Consider the following 17,070-nt stretch of genomic DNA (forward strand, 5'->3'; position numbering starts at 1 on the left):
TGCCTTCCAACGGCCGAAGCCTGGCGTCCCATAGCCGCCGATTGCGGCAAAACGCAACGTGTGCGGCGCATAAACTTGTGCAGCGCTGCTGCAACGGCGCGGACGGCCTGATTGAGGCCGCCCGTGTCAGACGAAGCAAGGTTTCAGCCACGAGGCTGCAGCAGCGCCAGTGCGGCCGTCGCCGCGGCAAGGACGGCGGTTAGGGTCAAAGGCCCCGTAGCGCCATAGGTGTCCACGACATAACCGCCGACAACCGCACCGACGGTGATGGCAACCTGGAAGGAAGTGACCATCAGGCTGCCTGCTGCTTCCAGCGCATCAGGCGCCGCGCGGGACATATTGGTCGGCAGCACAACCGGCGCCATGCCGAAGGCGAAGCCCCACAGCGTAACAAAGCCGAAGGCAACGCCGGTTTGCGCGCCCCAAAGCACCAAAGCGAGTGCCGCAAACGCCATCAACGCGGCGGTAACTGCGAGGGCCATGTGGATGTTGGTGTCGGCCAGGCGGCCACCGGCAATATTGCCGATCACAGCGGCGATGCCGAACCCGAGCAGCGCCAGGGCAATCGGCCCGGTTGTGAGGAGCGTCACCTGTTCGAGGAACGGGCGCACATAGACCGAGCCGGCAAAATGCCCGGTCATCAGCAGAACAATGGCAAGCATGCCGAGTTGGATGCCACGCCGCCGTGTCAGCCGAAAGACGTCTGCAAGGCTGTTGCTTGCCGCCGCAGGCAAGGTCGGCAGGCTGAGAAGCTGCAGCAGCATGGCAAGCGCGGCCAGCCCCGCCGTCATGGCCATCGCGCTGCGCCATCCCAGCCAGTCGCTGATCAACGCACCCATCGACGGCGCGGCAATGGTCGCGAGCGAGACGCCGAGGGTCACGATCGCCATGCCGCGACCTGTCGCATTGGCGCCGACCAGCCGCGCCACGACGGCAACGGAAAGTGCCCAGAAAGCGCTGAGAGCAATCCCCAGTCCGGCCCGGCCCAGCAACAACAGCCAGAAATTGGGCGCCAGCGCCGCAAGAATATTGGAACCGACCGCCAGGGCCATGAGGCCAACCAGCACCGCCTTGCGGTTCAATCGACCGATGAGAACATTGCTCAACATGGCCGTCACGGCGCCAACGGAAGCGGTGGCGGTGACGACCTGTCCGGCCGTTCCCTCGCTGATGCCGAGATCGCGCGCCATCGGCGTCAACAGACCTGCCGGCAAGAATTCGGCAGACACCAGGGCAAAGCTGGTGGCCGCCAATGAAAGGACCGCGAACCAGGTGGCCGCGCTCCACGCGGCTGGTGCATCGGCATCAAGGCCAATGGCGGCGTCTTCAAGCTGTAATGTTGTGTCAGTCACGGGAAGATCTCCACAGTTTGGAGATCTTAGATAGGCGAGTCCGCCCGGATGTTATGTACCTTAAAATCCGAAATTCATATCCATTCGTCCGGGAATTGTGCGGCGCACAACGCCTGGCGAGACATTGGTGATGCGCTTGAACGCGCGGGCGAAGGACGCCTCGGAATCATAGCCCAAACGGGTAGCGACTTCGGCAACAGACAAGCCGTTTTGGCCCAGCAATTCGCGGGCAAGCTGCATGCGCAGGCGGGCGAGATAATGTGCGGCGCCCTCCCCCAATACCGCGCTGAAGCGCTCGGCGAAAATCGAACGCGATTGGCCTGCCACGCCGGCCAGGCTTCCCAGCGTCCAGCTGTGGCCGGGGTCGCGATGCATGGCCGCCAGAGCGCGCCCTATATGGGGGTCGCGGATGGCTGCAAGCCAACCGATGGTCGAGGCGCCGTTGCAATTGACCCAGCAGCGTATGAGCCTGGCTGTCAGCAAATCCGCCATACGCGACAGGATGGTGGCGCTGCCCATCTGCGGTTGCGCGGCCTCCACCGTCATGGCCGCCAGCAAAGGGCCGACCATCGGGTCATTGCCGGCCACGTCGCAACCCTTGATGAGAGGCGGCATCAACGTGATCAACGGATTGAGCGCATAGGAGCCGAGAGACATGGAGCCGCAGAAAAGGGTGCTTGTCGCGCCCGTTCCCTGCCGTATCACTTCGCAAACGTTGCCGCCCAACTTGATCACCTGGCAGCCCTCGAGCGAATCGCCCACCACGTCCGGCGCACTCGCCAGCCGATGGGCGATGCCTTGCGGCAGCAGCACCAGATCGCCATCGCGCAACTCCTGCCAGCCTTGCGCTTCGGTGTGAATCCAGCATGGACCCTGGCCGACAAAGTGAAAACGAAGCAGTTGTTGTTGCGGAAAGTCTATGCTCCATGGGTGCCGGAGTTCGCAGCGGCCATAGTTGACGCCACTCAAGCGAAAGTCTTGCAGAACTTCGCTGAGCGCATCCATCGGGATATGTGGCAGCGGCGACGGCCGGGACGAATAATCAGGCATTTGCCAGATATAGATACCGGCCGTCCGACAGGCAAGCGCAGACTGTTGTTCCACCGGGGAATCGCTGCCACGGCACCCTACCCATTCTGGCAGGCTTCCCGCCCTTGCCTCCCGCTCCCAGTGCATGCAAGGAGTGCTGTCGGACACAGGGACAAGAGGCATGGCAGCGGAAGCATCGGGCAGCGATCTCATTCAGGTGGTAGCGCTGCTTGCCGCAGGCGTCGTCGCCGTTCCGATCTTCAAACGCATGGGGCTGGGCTCGATCCTCGGCTATCTCGCCGCGGGCGTGGTCATCGGCCCGTTCGGTATTGGCATTTTTTCCGAATCGGAAGCCATCCTGCATGTCGCCGAACTCGGCGTGGTCATGTTCCTGTTCATCATCGGGCTGGAGATGCAGCCGTCGCGGCTATGGGGCCTGCGCCGCGAGATTTTCGGCCTCGGCGCGCTGCAGGTCGGCGTCTGCGCATTGCTGCTTACCGGTGTTGGTCTCGCCGGCGGCTTTCCGATCGCGCAATCCTTCGTTGCCGGCGCCGGCTTCGTCCTGACCTCGACGGCGATCGTCATGCAGCTTCTCGAAGAGCGTGGCGAGATGGCCAGCCCCAAGGGCCAGCGCATCGTGTCCATCCTGCTGCTCGAGGATCTGGCAATCGTGCCGCTTCTGGCGCTGGTCGCCTTCCTGGCGCCGGGCGGCGCCGAGATGACCCTGCAGCAGAGGCTGGCCGAAATCGGCATCGGTCTTGGCGCCATCGTCGGGCTGGTGGTGGCCGGCCGCTATCTGCTCAACCCGTTCTTCCGCATCCTGGCCGACGCCAAGGCGCGCGAAGTCATGACGGCGGCAGCACTTCTGGTCGTGCTGGGGTCGGCGCTGGTTATGCAGCTTTCCGGCCTCTCGATGGCGATGGGCGCCTTCCTGGCCGGCGTGCTGTTGTCGGAATCGACCTTCCGCCACCAGTTGGAGGCCGACGTCGAGCCATTCCGCGGCATCCTGCTTGGCCTGTTCTTCCTCGCCGTCGGCATGTCGCTCGACCTGCATGTGGTGGCCGACAACTGGCGGCTGATCGCCGTCTATGTCGTCGCCTACATGGCGATGAATGCGCTCGGCATCTATCTCGTCGCCCGCATGCTGAAGAGCGGTCATCGTGAAGCGCTGGAACGCGCCGTGATCATGGCGCAAGGCGGCGAATTCGCCTTCGTCCTCTATTCGGCCGCGGCGGCGGTTGGCATCATCGACAGCCGGGCCAACGCAACGCTGACCGCTATCATCATCATCTCCATGGTGCTGACGCCGCTGGCGATCATTGCGCTCAAATATGTGACGCCGCGCGACGAGCAGTCGCTTGAAGGCGTCGACATCGCCGACGGCCTTACCGGCAGTGTGCTGGTCATCGGCTTCGGCCGTTTCGGCCAGATCGCCAGCCAGCCGCTTTTGTTGCGCGGCATCGATGTGTCGATCATCGACAATGATGTCGAAATGATCCAGGCGGCCGCCGATTTCGGCTTCAAGGTCTATTATGGCGACGGCACGCGGCTCGACATTCTGCGCGCCGCAGGTGCAGGCCGCGCCCGCGCCGTGCTGATCTGCGTCGACAAGCCGGACGCCACGGTGCGCATGGCGGAACTGATCAAGGCGGAGTTCCCGTTGCTGACTGTCCTGGCGCGTGCCTTCGATCGCGGCACCGCCCTGTCGCTCATCCGCGCCGGGGTCGACTTCCAGCTGCGCGAGACCTTCGAATCGGCCCTCGTCTTCGGCGGTTCCGCGCTCGAGGTTTTGGGCGTCGAGCCGGAAGATGTCGCCGATGTCATCGAGGATGTGCGACGGCGCGACAATGCCCGACTGGAGACGCAGTTGGCCGAAGGCGTCCGCGCCGGGCAACGTTTCCTCAGGGGCAATACCGGCACGCCGATCCCGACGCCGCTGACGCAACCGCGCCGGCCCGGCCAGGCGCTGAACGAAGAGACGGCCGGCGTGCTGCACAAGCCCGAGCCCGCCGATCAGGGGGAAAGCTGATGGCCGCATTGGATGAGCGCGCGCTCGCCGTCACAAAATTCTGGCGCGAGGCCGGCGAAGACGCGTGGTTCGAGAAGAACGACGCCTTCGACGCGAATTTCCGCAGCAGGTTTCTCGACCTGCACTTTGCCGCCGCGCGGCGCGAGTGCGACGCATGGTCGGAGCATGCCGAGGGTTCGCTGGCGCTGATGATCCTGCTCGACCAGTTTCCACGCAACTGCTTTCGCGGCTCAGGCCATATGTACGCCACCGATCCGCTGGCAAGGCATTTTGCCGCCAAGGCAATCGCCGCCGGCCATGACCTTTCGCTGGAAGAAAACCTGCGCGTCTTCCTGTACCTGCCCTACGAACATTCGGAACTGCCCGCCGACCAGGACAGATCGGTCGAGCTCACCACCGCCAGGGCGCCGGAGTATGTGAAATACGCCATCGAGCACCGCGACATCATCCAGCGCTTCGGCCGCTTTCCGCACAGGAACAAGATGCTTGGCCGCGAGACGACGGCGGACGAACAGGCATTTCTCGATGGCGGCGGCTTCTCCGGTTAACCCAGCCACCAATCGCGGCCGGAAGCCAGCCGCTCTATGCCTGACGTATCGACGGCGCTGAGCCGCTCGGTCACGCTCCTGCCGCCCACCGCCAGATCCGGCGCGATCTCTGCCAAGGGCGCCAGCACGAAGGCGCGCTCCACCATTCGGGGATGCGGCACCTCCAGCCCGGTTTCGTGGATTGTGCGGTCGCCGAACACCAATATGTCGATGTCGATCAGGCGCGGACCCCAGCGCTCCTCGCGCACCCGCTTCAGCTTGCGCTCGGCCTCGAGGCAGAGGTCGAGCAGCGCCCTTGGCGCCAGCGAGGTCGAGATTTCGGCAGCGGCGTTGAGGAAATCCGGCTGGTCGAGCTTGCCCCAGGGCGGCGTGCGATAGAGCGAGGAGACGGCGATGACACGCGTGTTCTCGTCGGCGTCCAGCAGGCGCAGCGCCGTGGCCATCGAGGCCGAGGGATCGCCGAGATTGCCGCCAAGGCTGAGATAGACCGTGTTATTGTTACTCTGGCCAGACAACGGTCACCTCGACATAATCGAGCACGCCGGGCACCGGTGCGTTGGGCTTGCGCACGGTGATCTCGGCCTTCCTGATCTGCGGAAACCGTGAAGTCAGCGCCTTCGCCACTTCGAGCGCCAGCGCCTCGATCAGGAAGCGGCGATGTCCAGTGACGATCTTTTCAATCACCGTGAAGGCGATGCCGTAATTGACGGTATCCTCGATGGAATCATCCTCCAGCGGGCGGCTGGGCTCGACCGTCAACTCGGCATCGACATAAAAACGCTGGCCAAGCGCCTCTTCCTCATCCAGCACGCCGTGCCGGGCAAAGAAGGCGCAGTTCTTCATGCGGATGACGTACATTTCTTAGTGTCCTGGGCTCAGCGTCCTGGCTTTTCGCGCGCCAGCATAGCATCGGCGACGGCCAGTGCGTCCATGTTGATTGCGACATCGTGAACGCGAAACAGATCGGCGCCCTTCAGCCTCAGGATGACACTGGTGGCTGCCGTCCCGGCGGCGCGCGCGCCGGCTTCGCGGCCGGTGACGGTGCCGATGAAGCGTTTTCTGGAGGTGCCGGCCATCAAGGGAAAACCGAGCTCCTTAAGCTCGGAAAACCGCGCCATCAGGTCGAGGTTTTCCTCAGCCGTCTCCTTGGCGAAGCCGAAGCCGGCATCGAGTACGATATGATCGTCCGCAACGCCGCTGCGCCTGGCGATTTCCAGCGAAGCCTTGAGGAACAAAAACTGGTCGGCGATGACGTCGGGCAGTTTTTGCCGCTCGCGCCCGGTATGCATGATGACCAGTCCGGCGCCGGTCTCGGCGGCGACGCGGGCGATGCCGGGTTCACGCTGCAAGCCCCAGACATCGTTGACGATATGCGCGCCGGCGGCGACGGCGAGGCGCGCGGTTTCCTCGCGATAGGTGTCGACCGAAATCAGGGCTTCGCCTGAACCGGCGAGTGCTGCGATCACCGGCAGGATGCGGGTCTGCTCTTCTTCAACAGTTACGGGCGATGCGCCGGGGCGTGTGGATTCCCCGCCGATGTCGATGACGGCAGCGCCCTCTTGCGCCATACGGCGCGCCTGAGCCACCGCCTGATCGGGCGTGATGAACAGTCCGCCATCCGAAAAACTGTCCGGCGTGACGTTGAGAATGCCGACCACAATAGCTTTCTCGCCAAGTTCGAGATGGCGCCCATGCGCCAGTTGCCATCGCCTTGTCGTCATTGTCCTTCAACCATGTGTCTCATTGGCATGTGGCTCATTGGCATGTGGCTCATCGGGCGCTTGCAATCCATCACCGATGCGTGATCGGTGGAAGATCAATTCCGTTGCGCCGGCAACGGCCGTAAAGCAAGGTGCATGAAGAGGCAACATGATGAAACGACCCCTGCTCTGCGCCCTGATGCTGGCTTTGACCGTCCTGCCGGCGAATGCTGCCAATCTGGTGAAGACTTACAGCTATTTTGCCATCGGCGGCAGCACGCTCGATGACATCGAGACGCAATTGTCGAAGCATGGACCCGAGGTGAAAAGCACCGGGATGCGGCATCCAGGCGCCACCCAGATGGCGTTCACCACCCGCATCAGCTACGCGCAAACCGCTGACACCTGCCGCATCGCCAAGGCTGCCGTCACCGTCAAGGTCAAGGTCATCCTTCCGGAGTGGCGCCGGCCGCGCAAGGCCGATCCCGATGTCAGGCTGTTCTGGGACACGCTGTCGGCAGACATCAAGCGCCATGAGGAGCGTCATGTCGAGATCGCCAAGAACCACGGCCGCCTGCTCGAAGACGCGCTGAACGCTAGCTTTGCGCAAAAGACCTGCGCCGGGGCAAAGGCGAAGGCGGCGCAGATCACCGCGGCCGAACTCGCCAGGCATGACCAGGACCAGTTGCGCTTCGACCGCGTCGAAGGCGTGAATTTCGAAAGCCGCATCCTGCGGCTGCTGCGCTACCGCATGCAGCGCGTCCAGAACGGCCAGCTTCCGCCCGGCTGAACCACAGGGCTGATACCAAGCCAATTCTGCCGAAACATGAGGCCAGCCCCAGAAAATTTTCGGGCAAAGGTCGAAATCGGCCTATACGGGACGACATATGTCAGGCTCGCAAGATATGTCAGGTGGCAAGGCGCGAGCTTCGAAACACCAGATCAAGACCAATCGAGGCGGCGTATAGCGGAGCGGCCATTGGCGCCGCGCAATCGCTCGCAGACACTGTGGATGCACTGATATGGACCAGGCTGTCGACAAGCCGGCTAGGGTGGCGCCCGCCGCGCCGCTTACGGAAAGCGAGAAGAACGTCATCATCGCCGGCATCCTTTTGTCGATGCTGCTGGCGGCGCTCGACCAGACCATCGTCGCGCCGGCCATGCCGACCATCGGCCGTTCGCTCGGCCACGCCGACTACCTGCCGTGGATCGTGACCGGATATCTCCTGACGGCGACGGCCATGGCGCCGCTCTACGGCAAGATTTCCGACGTCTATGGCCGCCGGCCGACCGTCTATGCGGCGATCCTGATCTTCCTTCTGGGATCGCTGGTCAGCGCCATGGCCCCCAACATGTTCGTGCTGGTCATCGGCCGGGCGATCCAGGGTGCGGGCGGCGGCGGCCTGTTCGCCCTGGCGCAGATCGTCATCGGCGACCTGGTGCCGCCGCGCGAACGCGCGCGCTATGCCGCCTGGATTTCGGGCACCTGGGCTGTCGCCAGCATCGCCGGGCCTTTGCTCGGCGGCGGATTTGCCGAACATCTCCATTGGTCGCTGATCTTCTGGATCAACATCCCGCTCGGCATCTTGGCCATGGCCATCATCAACAAGCCGCTGCACAAACTGCCGGTCGCCGCAAAGCGGCATCGCATCGACGCGCCGGGCGCGCTGCTTCTGGTGGTGGCGACGGCATTGCTGCTTTTGGCCCTCAACTGGGGCGGCAGCGCCTATCCATGGGCTTCGCGCGAGATCGTCGGCCTGCTCGCCTGTTCGGCGGTCTTCTGGGGTGCGTTCGCGCTCAGGCTGATGCGTGCGGCCGAGCCGCTGATTTCGCTTGAAGTGCTGAGCAATCCGATCGTGCTTGCCGGCACGGCGTCGATGTTCCTGCTGCAGGCCGCCAATATCGGCCTGTCGGTGTACCTGCCGGTCTATCTGCAGTCGATCATCGGCCTGTCGGTCAGCCAGTCGGGCCTTGCCATGCTCGGCCTGCTGCTCGGAACGGTCGCCGGCGCGACGTTCAGCGGCCGCACGATACCGCGCTTCTTCCACTACAAGCGTATCGCCATGGTCGGCGTTCTCTTCGCCATTATCTGCCTTGGCGTGCTCAGCCTGGTCGCCGGCCGCGCCTCGCTGCTGGTGGTCGAGCTCTTGACCATCTGCATCGGCCTTGGAAGCGGCACCACCTTCCCGGTCGCCACCGTATCGGTGCAGAACGCCGTCGACCGCGCGCATCTCGGCGTTGCCACCGGCGTGCTGACCTTCCTGCGTTCGCTGGGCAGCGCGCTCGGCGTCGCCATGCTCGGCGCCGTCGCGCTCGGCTATGGCCTGCCGCTTGCCGGCGAAGGCGCGCCGGCTGCCGGACAGATCGTCTCGGCGACGCCCTTCATGATGATCTTCCTTGCCGCGGCCGTCACGCTCGTGCTGGCGCTGATGACGCTGGCGCTGATGCCGGAGAAGTCACTGCGCGGCCGCGACGACGCCGAGGCGCCAGTCGTTCTGGTGGAGTGATTCGGAAAGCCCTGTAGGACCTACTCCACGACGCCGAGCTTCTTCTGCAGGCTGGTCGACGACGTCGTGTACTGGAAGACGATGCGCTCACCGGGGCTGATGATGCGCTTGGCGGCCTGCGCCATCAGCGCCACCTCGTGAAAACCCGACAGGATCAGCTTCAGCTTGCCTGGGTACCAGTTGATGTCGCCGACGGCAAAGATGCCTGGCACCGAAGTCTGGAATTTCTCGGTATCGACCGGGATGAAGTTCTCATGAAGGTTGAGCCCCCATTCGGCGATCGGGCCGAGCTTCATGGTCAGGCCGAAGAACGGCAGCATGCGCGTGCACGGCACCTCGATGTCGCCGTCAGGCCCGCCCTTGATGGTAGCAGAGGCCAGCTCGCCGTCGGCGCCGGTCAGGCCGCTCACCTGGCCGACCCGGAACTCCAGCTGCTTCATCTCCTGCATGGCATACATCTTGTTGACGCTGTCGGGCGCCGCCCTGAATTCCGCGCGCCGGTGGACCAGTGTCACGCTTTTTGCCACCGGCTGCAGGTTCAGCGTCCAGTCGAGTGCGGAATCGCCGCCGCCGACGATGACGAGGTCGTGGCCGCGGAATTCCTCCATACGGCGCACCGAATAGAAGACGCTCCTGCCCTCATAGGCCTCGATGCCGGGAATGGGCGGCCGTTTGGGCTGGAACGAGCCGCCACCGGCGGCGATCACCACCACCTTGGCTTCGAACACCTCGTTCTCGTCGGTGGTGACCCGAAATGAGCCGTCGTCCAGCTTTTCCAGGCTGGAGACCATGCGGTTGAAGGTAAAATCCGGCTTGAACGGGTGAATTTGCTCGAGCAGTCTGTCGACCAGCCCTTGCGCCGAGATCGAGGGCCAGCCTGGAATGTCGTAGATCGGCTTTTCCGGATAGAGTTCGGCGCATTGGCCGCCGGGCCGGTCGAGGATATCGATCAGATGGCACTTCATGTCGAAGAGGCCGAGTTCGAACACGGCGAACAGGCCGACCGGCCCCGCCCCGACAATGAGTGCGTCCGTCTTGATTATATCGGTCATGCCAGGCGAGCCTCATTGTCAGACTGGGGCGAAACTGGCGCGAGACTGCATGAGCATTGGCCCGCTGCCAAGCGGCGGCGGGAAAAATCAGATGGTACGGGAGATCAACCCTGGCGAGCCGGCACGCGCACGATGAGGCCGTCAAGCGCGTCGCGCACCTTGATCTGGCAGGACAGGCGCGAGTTCGGCTGGACGTCATAGGCGAAGTCCAGCATGTCCTCTTCCATCGCCTCCGGCTCGCCGACCTCGGCCGTCCAGGCTTCGTCGACATAGACATGGCAGGTCGCGCAGGCGCAGGCGCCGCCGCATTCTGCCTCGATGCCCGGCACCGCGTTGCGGATCGCATTCTCCATGACGGTCGAGCCGTTTTCGGCCTCGACATCGAAAGGAGTGCCGTCATGGGCAATGAAGGTCAGCTTGGTCATTTGTCACCTGAAGGGAGTCCCAGCCGAGATAATCACTCCGCCGGACAAGTCAACTGCCGCGCGAAAGCGCCGCTTTGTGACGTTTTTTCGGAAAGCGGCCAAAGCACGCCCTGGCCCCGTCGATTCATCCCGGTGGCCGCTGCCGAGCGGCAGCCATTACCGGCTGATGGCGGCGATGAAATCGCGCACTTCCTCGATCAGGGTGCCGAGGCGCTTGAGGATGCGCGCATCTTCCGGCTGCTGTTCGATCGAGGTGGCGCAGTCGGCGATGGCAAAGGCGCCGACCCCGCGCGCCGAACCTTTCAGCCCATGCGCCAGAAGCAGTCGCTCCCTGACATCGGCATCGACTATTCTGTCGCGGACGGAAAGCGCCTGCTGTACGAACAGCGCCAATACCTCCTGTTCGAGGGCGCGATCGCCCATAGTCTGACGGGCCAGATGGGCCAGATCCACTGGGCGCGAACGGGCCGGTCCCGACGCATCGCCGCCCGGCATTGAGAAGGCAATGCCGCTTTCACCGCGTACCAATTTGAAACTCCTTGTGCCGATCGCCGAAAAAACTAGGCGATTTTCGTCGCCAACGCGTTAATGAATGGGCTGGAAAATTGTTGCCGCTGAGGCGGTTAGATCACGTTGTCGTTAACCTTATATTTAAAGTTTTACGTATCTCGCGGAATGCATGTTTTCTTTACCCCTGTGTGTCATTACGATACGAAGGTCCATTTTCAGCCTCCTGCGTGGGATAAGACGAGCCAGAATCAGGCAAAAATAAGAAGTCCCTCGGCAGCTAGTACAGGGTAGCGAAGGCATGGCGAAGAAACCAACGACGACCAGAACTCTCGACAGCGACGTAGCCAGGGAACTCGAAAAGGCACTAGACCTCGATCTCAGCGGAGACGGCAGCGGCGATCTCGATATCGCGGCGTCGATGGAAGATCTGGAAGCGCAGATATCGCAGGCCGCGGACGAACTGGCGCGCGAAGGCCGCCCCCAGAAGCCCGCCCCCGCTCAAAACGCGCCCGTCCAACAAAACCAGAGTGCGAAGCCGGCAGCCAAGCCCGCCGAGCTGCGCCCGGTCGAATCGCGCAACAGCGCCCAGCCAGCCGGCTTCAAGCCGGCAAACGATGACCGCCAAAAAGATTACAAGACGCTGCTGCACAGCCTCAACCGGCGCGCGTCGAGCACGATCTATTGGGTCGTGGCGTTCGTGTCGCTGGCCTGGATCGCCGGCGCCGGCGGCCTCGCCAATCTGCTGTTTGGCCCCAGCATCTGGAAAATTCGTACTTTCGATCAAATCCTGGCCCGCCCTGAACTGATCGGCCTGGCGATCGCGGCAATCATACCGGTCGTCCTGTTTTGGGCCTTCGCGGCGATGATCCGCCGCGCGCAGGAAATGCGCATTGCCGCCCAGTCGATGACGGAAGTGGCTTTCCGTCTGGCGGAGCCGGAAAACCTCGCCCAGGATCGCGTGATGATGATCGGCCAGGCCGTTCGCCGTGAAGTGGCGGCGATGGGCGAAGGCATCGAGCGCACGCTGGCGCGCGCCGTCGAGCTCGAAACGCTGGTCCACAGCGAGGTCAACCAGATCGAACGCTCCTATTCGGAGAATGAATCGCGCATCCGGTCGCTGGTCGACGGGCTGGGCAGCGAGCGCGAAGCCGTCGTCACTCATGCCGAGCGCGTGCGCGCCTCGATCACCGGCGCGCATGAAACGCTGAAGGACGAGATCGGCGCCGCCTCCGACATTATTCGCGACTCTATCCTCAACGCGTCGACCAAGCTGTCGATGACGATCACCAATTCCGGCGACACGCTGATCGACCGCATCAATGAAAGCTCGATGTCGATCTTCGATTCCGTCGAAACCCGGCTGGATTCAATCACCGACAGGCTGTCGACATCGGGCGAAGCCTTTGCTTCGCTGCTCGACACCCGCATCGCCAAGCTGACGGACACCACAGACGGCCTGACCCGGTCGCTGACCGACCTGCTCGACGACCGCACCACCGGTATGGTGTCGCTGCTCGGCGGCGCCGCCCGCACCCTGAGCTCGGAATTCGAGTCCAGCCTGAACGGCATCGAGCGGACGCTGGCCGAGCGCGGCCAGGCGCTGATCAGCGAATTCCAGACCCGCGCCGAAGCACTCGATACCGGCACGCAGAAGCTCAACGCCGCGCTCGAGGCGCGCGCCCGCCAGATCAACGAAACGCTGGTCGAGCGCGCCCGCGAGATCGCCCACACCTTTGCCGAGAGCAAGGATCATTTGTCGGCCATGATCGATCAGGGCAAGACCCAGATCGGCGCCGACATGGCCGACATTGTCTCGTCGACCTCGTCGATGCTCGAAGCCCGCGCCAGCGATTTCGCCGGCCGGATGGAAGCCGCCCGCCATGTCGTGTCGCGCTCATTCGACACCGACATCCAGCGTCTTGCCGATGCCCGTGTCGGCATCGAGGACGCCGTCGAAAACCACAGCCGCAAGCTGTCCGAAAGCCGCGAACGCATGGCGGCTGCCATGCAGGCGGACTTGGCGAAGTTCGCCGAGGGCCGTGCCGGCATCGATGCGGCCGTAACGAACCAGGTGCAGAAGCTGGCCGAAGGCCGCAACCTGATCTCGCGCGCCCTGGAAGAGGATCTGCGCAAGGTCAACGAGTCGCGCGCCGCCATCGACGCGTCGCTGGGCAGCCATCTCGAGCGGCTTGAAGAAGGCCGCAACCGGCTCAACCAGGCTTTGCATGAAGACTCCGGAAAACTTGTGCAAGCCCGTACGATCATTGACGAAATGGTCGCCGGGCATGTCGGTAAGCTGGCCGAAGGCCGCAACATTCTGTCGCGCGCCCTGGAAGCCGATCTCGGCAAGCTCGCCGACAGCCGCGCCTCGATTGACGGGCTGGTCGCCGGCCAGGTTGAAAAGATCGCCGAAGGCCGCGCCATCCTGACCAAGGCGCTCGAAAACGACATTATCGGCATCAAGGGCGTGATCGAGAACCACTCTGCGAAACTGGCCGAGGATCGCACCGAACTCAGCAAGGCGCTGGAGAACGACCTGTCCGGCATCAGAGGCCTGCTCTCCGACCATTCGAGCCGGCTTGCCGACGATCGTGGCCTGTTGTCACAGACGCTCGAGGCCGACCTCGCCAAGCTCGCCGAGAGCCGGTCGAGCATCGACGGGCTGGTCGCCGGCCAGGTCGAGAAGCTGGCCGAGGGCCGCGATATCCTCAAGCGCGCGCTCGAAGCCGACCTCAACACCATCAAGGGCGCCATCGCGGGTCATTCCGACAAGGTGGCGGAAGAGCGCGGTCAGCTTTCCAAGGCACTGGAGGCCGATCTGCAGAATGTGAACAGCCTGATCGCCGACCACTCGAACCGGCTTGTTCAGGATCGTTCGACGCTATCCCAGGCGCTTAAGGATGACCTTCAGAATGTGAACAGCCTGATCACCGACCACTCGAGCCGGCTTGTCCAGGATCGTTCGACGCTATCCCAGGCGCTTCAGGACGATTTGCACAATGTCAGCGGCATCATGGCCGATCATCAAAACAGGCTCGTCCAGGACCGTTCGGCGCTCTCAAAGGCACTGGAAGACGACATCGCCAAGCTGGCGGAGAGCCGCTCCAACATCGATGGGCTGGTCGCCGGACAGGTCGAGAAGCTCGCCGAGGGCCGAGACATCCTCACACGGGCGCTCGAAGCCGATCTCAATGCGATCAGGAGCGCCATTGCCGACCAGTCGCAGAAGCTGAGCGAAAACCGTGGCGAGTTCGCACGGGTGCTGGAAGCGGATTTGGAAAATGTCAACAGCCTGATCGAGGGTCACAGCGACAAGCTCGTCCGGGATCGCGCGACGCTGTCGAAGGCTCTCGAGGACGACCTCGCCAAGCTGGCCGAGAGCCGGTCGAGCATCGACGGACTGGTCGCAGGCCAGGTCGAGAAGCTGGCCGAGGGCCGAGACATCCTGAAACGTGCGCTGGAAGCCGACCTGCAGAAGCTGTCGGCAAGCCGCGGTGAGGTCGACGACATCATCGCCGGCCATGTCGGCAAGTTGGCCGAAGGCCGCAACATGTTGACCCAGGCGCTGGAAGACGATCTGGCAAAGCTCGCCGACATACGTAAGGATGTCGACCGCTCGCTGTCGGGCCATATCGACCAGATTGCCGGCAGAAGCACCGATATCTCGGCGGCAATCGCTGCCGATGTCGAGAAGATCGAGCAGGCCTTCAGCAAGCAGACCGGCATCATCGAAGAGCGCGCCGGAACCATGGAGCGCGCGTTGTCGGTGGGTGTCGACAATGTCCGCAGCGTGCTCGAAAAGAGCGCCGTCTTCGTTGCCGGCGCGCTGCGCGAGAAGGTGATGGAAGTCACCAGCGCGCTGCACGAACAGGCCGGTGCTGCCTTCAGTGACGCCGACCGCAAGATCGCCGAGCGTGCCGAGCAGACCTCGGCCGCCCTTTTGGCCCGGGCCGAGGACATCGCCCGCACCTTCGAGGACGCGGATCGCCGTCTGCACGCACGTGCCGAGGACACATCGAGCGCCCTGCTTGCTCGCGCCGAGGATACGACGAATGCCTTGCTTGCTCGCGCCGAAGACACAACGAGCGTGCTGCTTGCCCGGCATGACGAGACGTCGAACTCGCTGCTCGCCCGCGCCGAAGAAACGGCCGGACGGCTGGCTGCCCGCGCCGGCGAGATCGCCGGCACGTTCGACGCCGCCGACCAGAAGCTGGTCGCCCGCGCGGTCGAGACGGCGCAGTCGCTGGCCGACCGCGCCGGCGACATCCTGCGTAACTTCGAGGGCGCCGACCAGCGGCTGAGCATGCGCATCGGCGAATCCGCCGAAGCGCTGGCCGCCCGCGCCTCGGACCTTGGCCGCATCTTCGACGCCGCCGACCAGCAACTGATCTCGCGCATTGCCGAGGGTTCGGACGCGCTGTCGGCACGCGCCACCGAGATCAGCCGCATCTTCGACGAGGCCGATCACCGCCTGGTGTCGCGCATCGCCGACTCCACGTCGACAATCGGCGAGCATGCCGACAACATCGTCGGTGCCTTCGCCAGCACCGAGCAGCGTGTTGCCGAACGCGCACGCCAGACCGGCCAGGAACTTGCCGTCCACGCCCGCGAGATGGAGCAGGCTCTTGCCGGCGCCGACGAGCGGCTGGCCGCGAGCGTTGCGTCCGCAGCTTCGCGCGTCGAGGAACAGGTCGCCAGCGTCGAGAACCGCCTTCTTTATACGACGGAGACGATGGGCCAGAAGCTCAACGAGCAGGTTTCCAGCGCAGAAGCTCAGCTGATCTCGCGCGCCAACACGATTGCGGAGACTTTTACCGCGGTCGGCCAGCACATCGGCCAAAGCACCAACGACGCTGCCAAGACAATCGGCACCAATACCCGCGAGCTCAACACGATGCTGGCGGCGCGTTCGGCCGAGATGGCGAAGATCCTGGACGAAACCGCGCGGCCGCTGGTCGAGCGCTTCGCCCAGGGCGGCTCGGAACTGCAAAAGAGCATGGAAGAGGTCACCGAACGCGCGACCGAGAAGCTGCGCAGCGAAAATGCCGCCCTCGTCAACGCGCTCGCCAGCCGCACCGCCGAAACGCTGTCGGCCGTCGAAGGCGCACGCTCGTCGCTCGCCGATAGCGTCGCCGACCTCATCGGCCGCATGAGCGTCTCCAGCTCGCAGCTTGGTGAGCTGATCGAACAGGCGGCGATCAACCTCGGCCAGGTTGACGAACGTCTGAGCGGCAGCACGCAAAGCTTCGCGGCAACCACCGAAAAGGCCGCGCAGACCTTCGCCAGCTCGGCACGCCTGGTCGATTCGAACACGACGCGGCTTACCGAACTGTCGTCGTCGACCCTGCGCGAAGTGGCCTCGATCGCCACCAAGTTCGACGAGCACAGCCGCTTGCTGTCCTCGGCTTCGGATCTGTTGAGCTCGGCGCAGAGCAATCTGGAGCACACGCTTGAGCGGCAATCGTCGCTCGAAGATCTCGCCGTCGGCTTGGTCAAGAAGTCGGAAGACCTCGAGAAGGTGATGCGTTCGTTCGAAAACCTTGTCGGCCAGACGATGCAGAATGCCGAAGGCAAGACGCTGGCATCAGCCGACAAGATCCGCATCGCCATAACGGAAGTGGTCGATTCGGCAACCAGCCGGTTCGCCGATGCGACCGAGGAGATGCGGCGCACCGCAAGCTCGATCAAGAGCGAGCTCGACCTCACCCGCGCCGAGCTCAAGAAGGGCGTCATCGAAATGCCGGAAGAGGCCAAGGAATCGACCTCGGCGATCCGCCGTGCCGTTGCCGAGCAGATCAACGCGCTCAAGGAACTTTCGGATATCGTTGCGAAATCGGGACGTGGCGGCGACAATGCCGAACCGCGCGCCCTGCGCCCGGCGCCTCAGGCGCCAGTGCAGCGCCCGGCCGAGCCGGTAC

The 17,070-nt window shown here is 63.8% G+C and carries 13 protein-coding genes; 5 read left to right on the top strand and 8 right to left on the bottom strand.

The window, feature by feature from the left end; genetic code table 11:
* Positions 1 to 143: 143 nt before the first annotated feature.
* Positions 144 to 1,352 (bottom strand): MFS transporter, encoded by a 1,209-nt coding sequence (locus tag X771_RS147930; protein ID WP_023688655.1) that lies wholly within the window; start codon positions 1,350 to 1,352, stop codon positions 144 to 146.
* Between the two features lie 60 nt (positions 1,353 to 1,412).
* Complete coding sequence (locus X771_RS147925) at positions 1,413 to 2,402, bottom strand: AraC family transcriptional regulator (RefSeq protein ID WP_023688656.1); 990 nt, start codon at positions 2,400 to 2,402, stop codon at positions 1,413 to 1,415.
* 160 nt (positions 2,403 to 2,562) lie between these two features.
* Between X771_RS147925 and X771_RS147920 the strand changes: the two genes are divergently transcribed.
* Positions 2,563 to 4,410: a monovalent cation:proton antiporter-2 (CPA2) family protein gene (locus tag X771_RS147920; protein ID WP_023688657.1), complete on the top strand. Its 1,848-nt coding sequence runs from the start codon at positions 2,563 to 2,565 to the stop codon at positions 4,408 to 4,410.
* Positions 4,410 to 4,958 carry a DUF924 family protein gene (locus X771_RS147915; RefSeq protein WP_031201589.1) on the top strand — a complete coding sequence of 183 codons (549 nt, stop codon included), beginning with the start codon at positions 4,410 to 4,412 and terminating at the stop codon, positions 4,956 to 4,958. The genes X771_RS147920 and X771_RS147915 overlap by 1 nt, the downstream gene beginning before the upstream one ends.
* Here X771_RS147915 and folK read toward each other — a convergent pair.
* Genes folK through folP form a run of 3 tightly spaced genes read right to left on the bottom strand, consistent with a single transcriptional unit; the run spans position 4,955 to position 6,679 of the window.
* Complete coding sequence (gene folK / locus X771_RS147910; protein WP_023688659.1) at positions 4,955 to 5,473, bottom strand: 2-amino-4-hydroxy-6-hydroxymethyldihydropteridine diphosphokinase; 519 nt, start codon at positions 5,471 to 5,473, stop codon at positions 4,955 to 4,957. The two genes, X771_RS147915 and folK, sit on opposite strands and share 4 nt — an antisense overlap.
* Entirely contained in the window at positions 5,457 to 5,816 is a 360-nt protein-coding gene (gene folB, locus X771_RS147905; protein ID WP_023673502.1) for a dihydroneopterin aldolase, read from the bottom strand. The genes folK and folB overlap by 17 nt, the downstream gene beginning before the upstream one ends.
* Positions 5,817 to 5,833: 17 nt before the next feature.
* Positions 5,834 to 6,679 (bottom strand): dihydropteroate synthase, encoded by an 846-nt coding sequence (gene folP / locus X771_RS147900; protein ID WP_023688660.1) that lies wholly within the window; start codon positions 6,677 to 6,679, stop codon positions 5,834 to 5,836.
* A 148-nt stretch (positions 6,680 to 6,827) separates the two neighbouring features.
* Between folP and X771_RS147895 the strand changes: the two genes are divergently transcribed.
* Positions 6,828 to 7,448 carry a DUF922 domain-containing protein gene (locus tag X771_RS147895; protein ID WP_031196153.1) on the top strand — a complete coding sequence of 207 codons (621 nt, stop codon included), beginning with the start codon at positions 6,828 to 6,830 and terminating at the stop codon, positions 7,446 to 7,448.
* Between the two features lie 232 nt (positions 7,449 to 7,680).
* Complete coding sequence (locus X771_RS147890) at positions 7,681 to 9,165, top strand: MDR family MFS transporter (protein WP_023688662.1); 1,485 nt, start codon at positions 7,681 to 7,683, stop codon at positions 9,163 to 9,165.
* A gap of 20 nt (positions 9,166 to 9,185) precedes the next feature.
* Here X771_RS147890 and X771_RS147885 read toward each other — a convergent pair whose 3' ends face one another.
* The 3 genes from X771_RS147885 to X771_RS147875 all read right to left on the bottom strand — a co-directional run bounded on the left by X771_RS147885 (position 9,186) and on the right by X771_RS147875 (position 11,137).
* The gene (locus X771_RS147885; protein ID WP_023688663.1) at positions 9,186 to 10,217 is read right to left on the bottom strand and encodes an NAD(P)/FAD-dependent oxidoreductase; all 1,032 of its coding nucleotides are present in this window, start codon (positions 10,215 to 10,217) and stop codon (positions 9,186 to 9,188) included.
* A gap of 104 nt (positions 10,218 to 10,321) precedes the next feature.
* On the bottom strand, positions 10,322 to 10,642 hold the full coding sequence (locus X771_RS147880) for a 2Fe-2S iron-sulfur cluster-binding protein (RefSeq protein ID WP_023688664.1): 321 nt from the start codon (positions 10,640 to 10,642) through the stop codon (positions 10,322 to 10,324).
* A gap of 156 nt (positions 10,643 to 10,798) precedes the next feature.
* Complete coding sequence (locus tag X771_RS147875) at positions 10,799 to 11,137, bottom strand: Hpt domain-containing protein (protein ID WP_023688665.1); 339 nt, start codon at positions 11,135 to 11,137, stop codon at positions 10,799 to 10,801.
* Positions 11,138 to 11,450: 313 nt separating this feature from the next.
* Here X771_RS147875 and X771_RS12285 point away from each other — a divergent pair.
* The coding region (locus X771_RS12285) for a kinesin (RefSeq protein WP_023688666.1) at positions 11,451 to 17,070 on the top strand (5,620 nt) is incomplete at its 3' end.

It is taken from the genome of Mesorhizobium sp. LSJC269B00 (assembly GCF_000502815.1).
GTDB lineage: Bacteria > Pseudomonadota > Alphaproteobacteria > Rhizobiales > Rhizobiaceae > Mesorhizobium.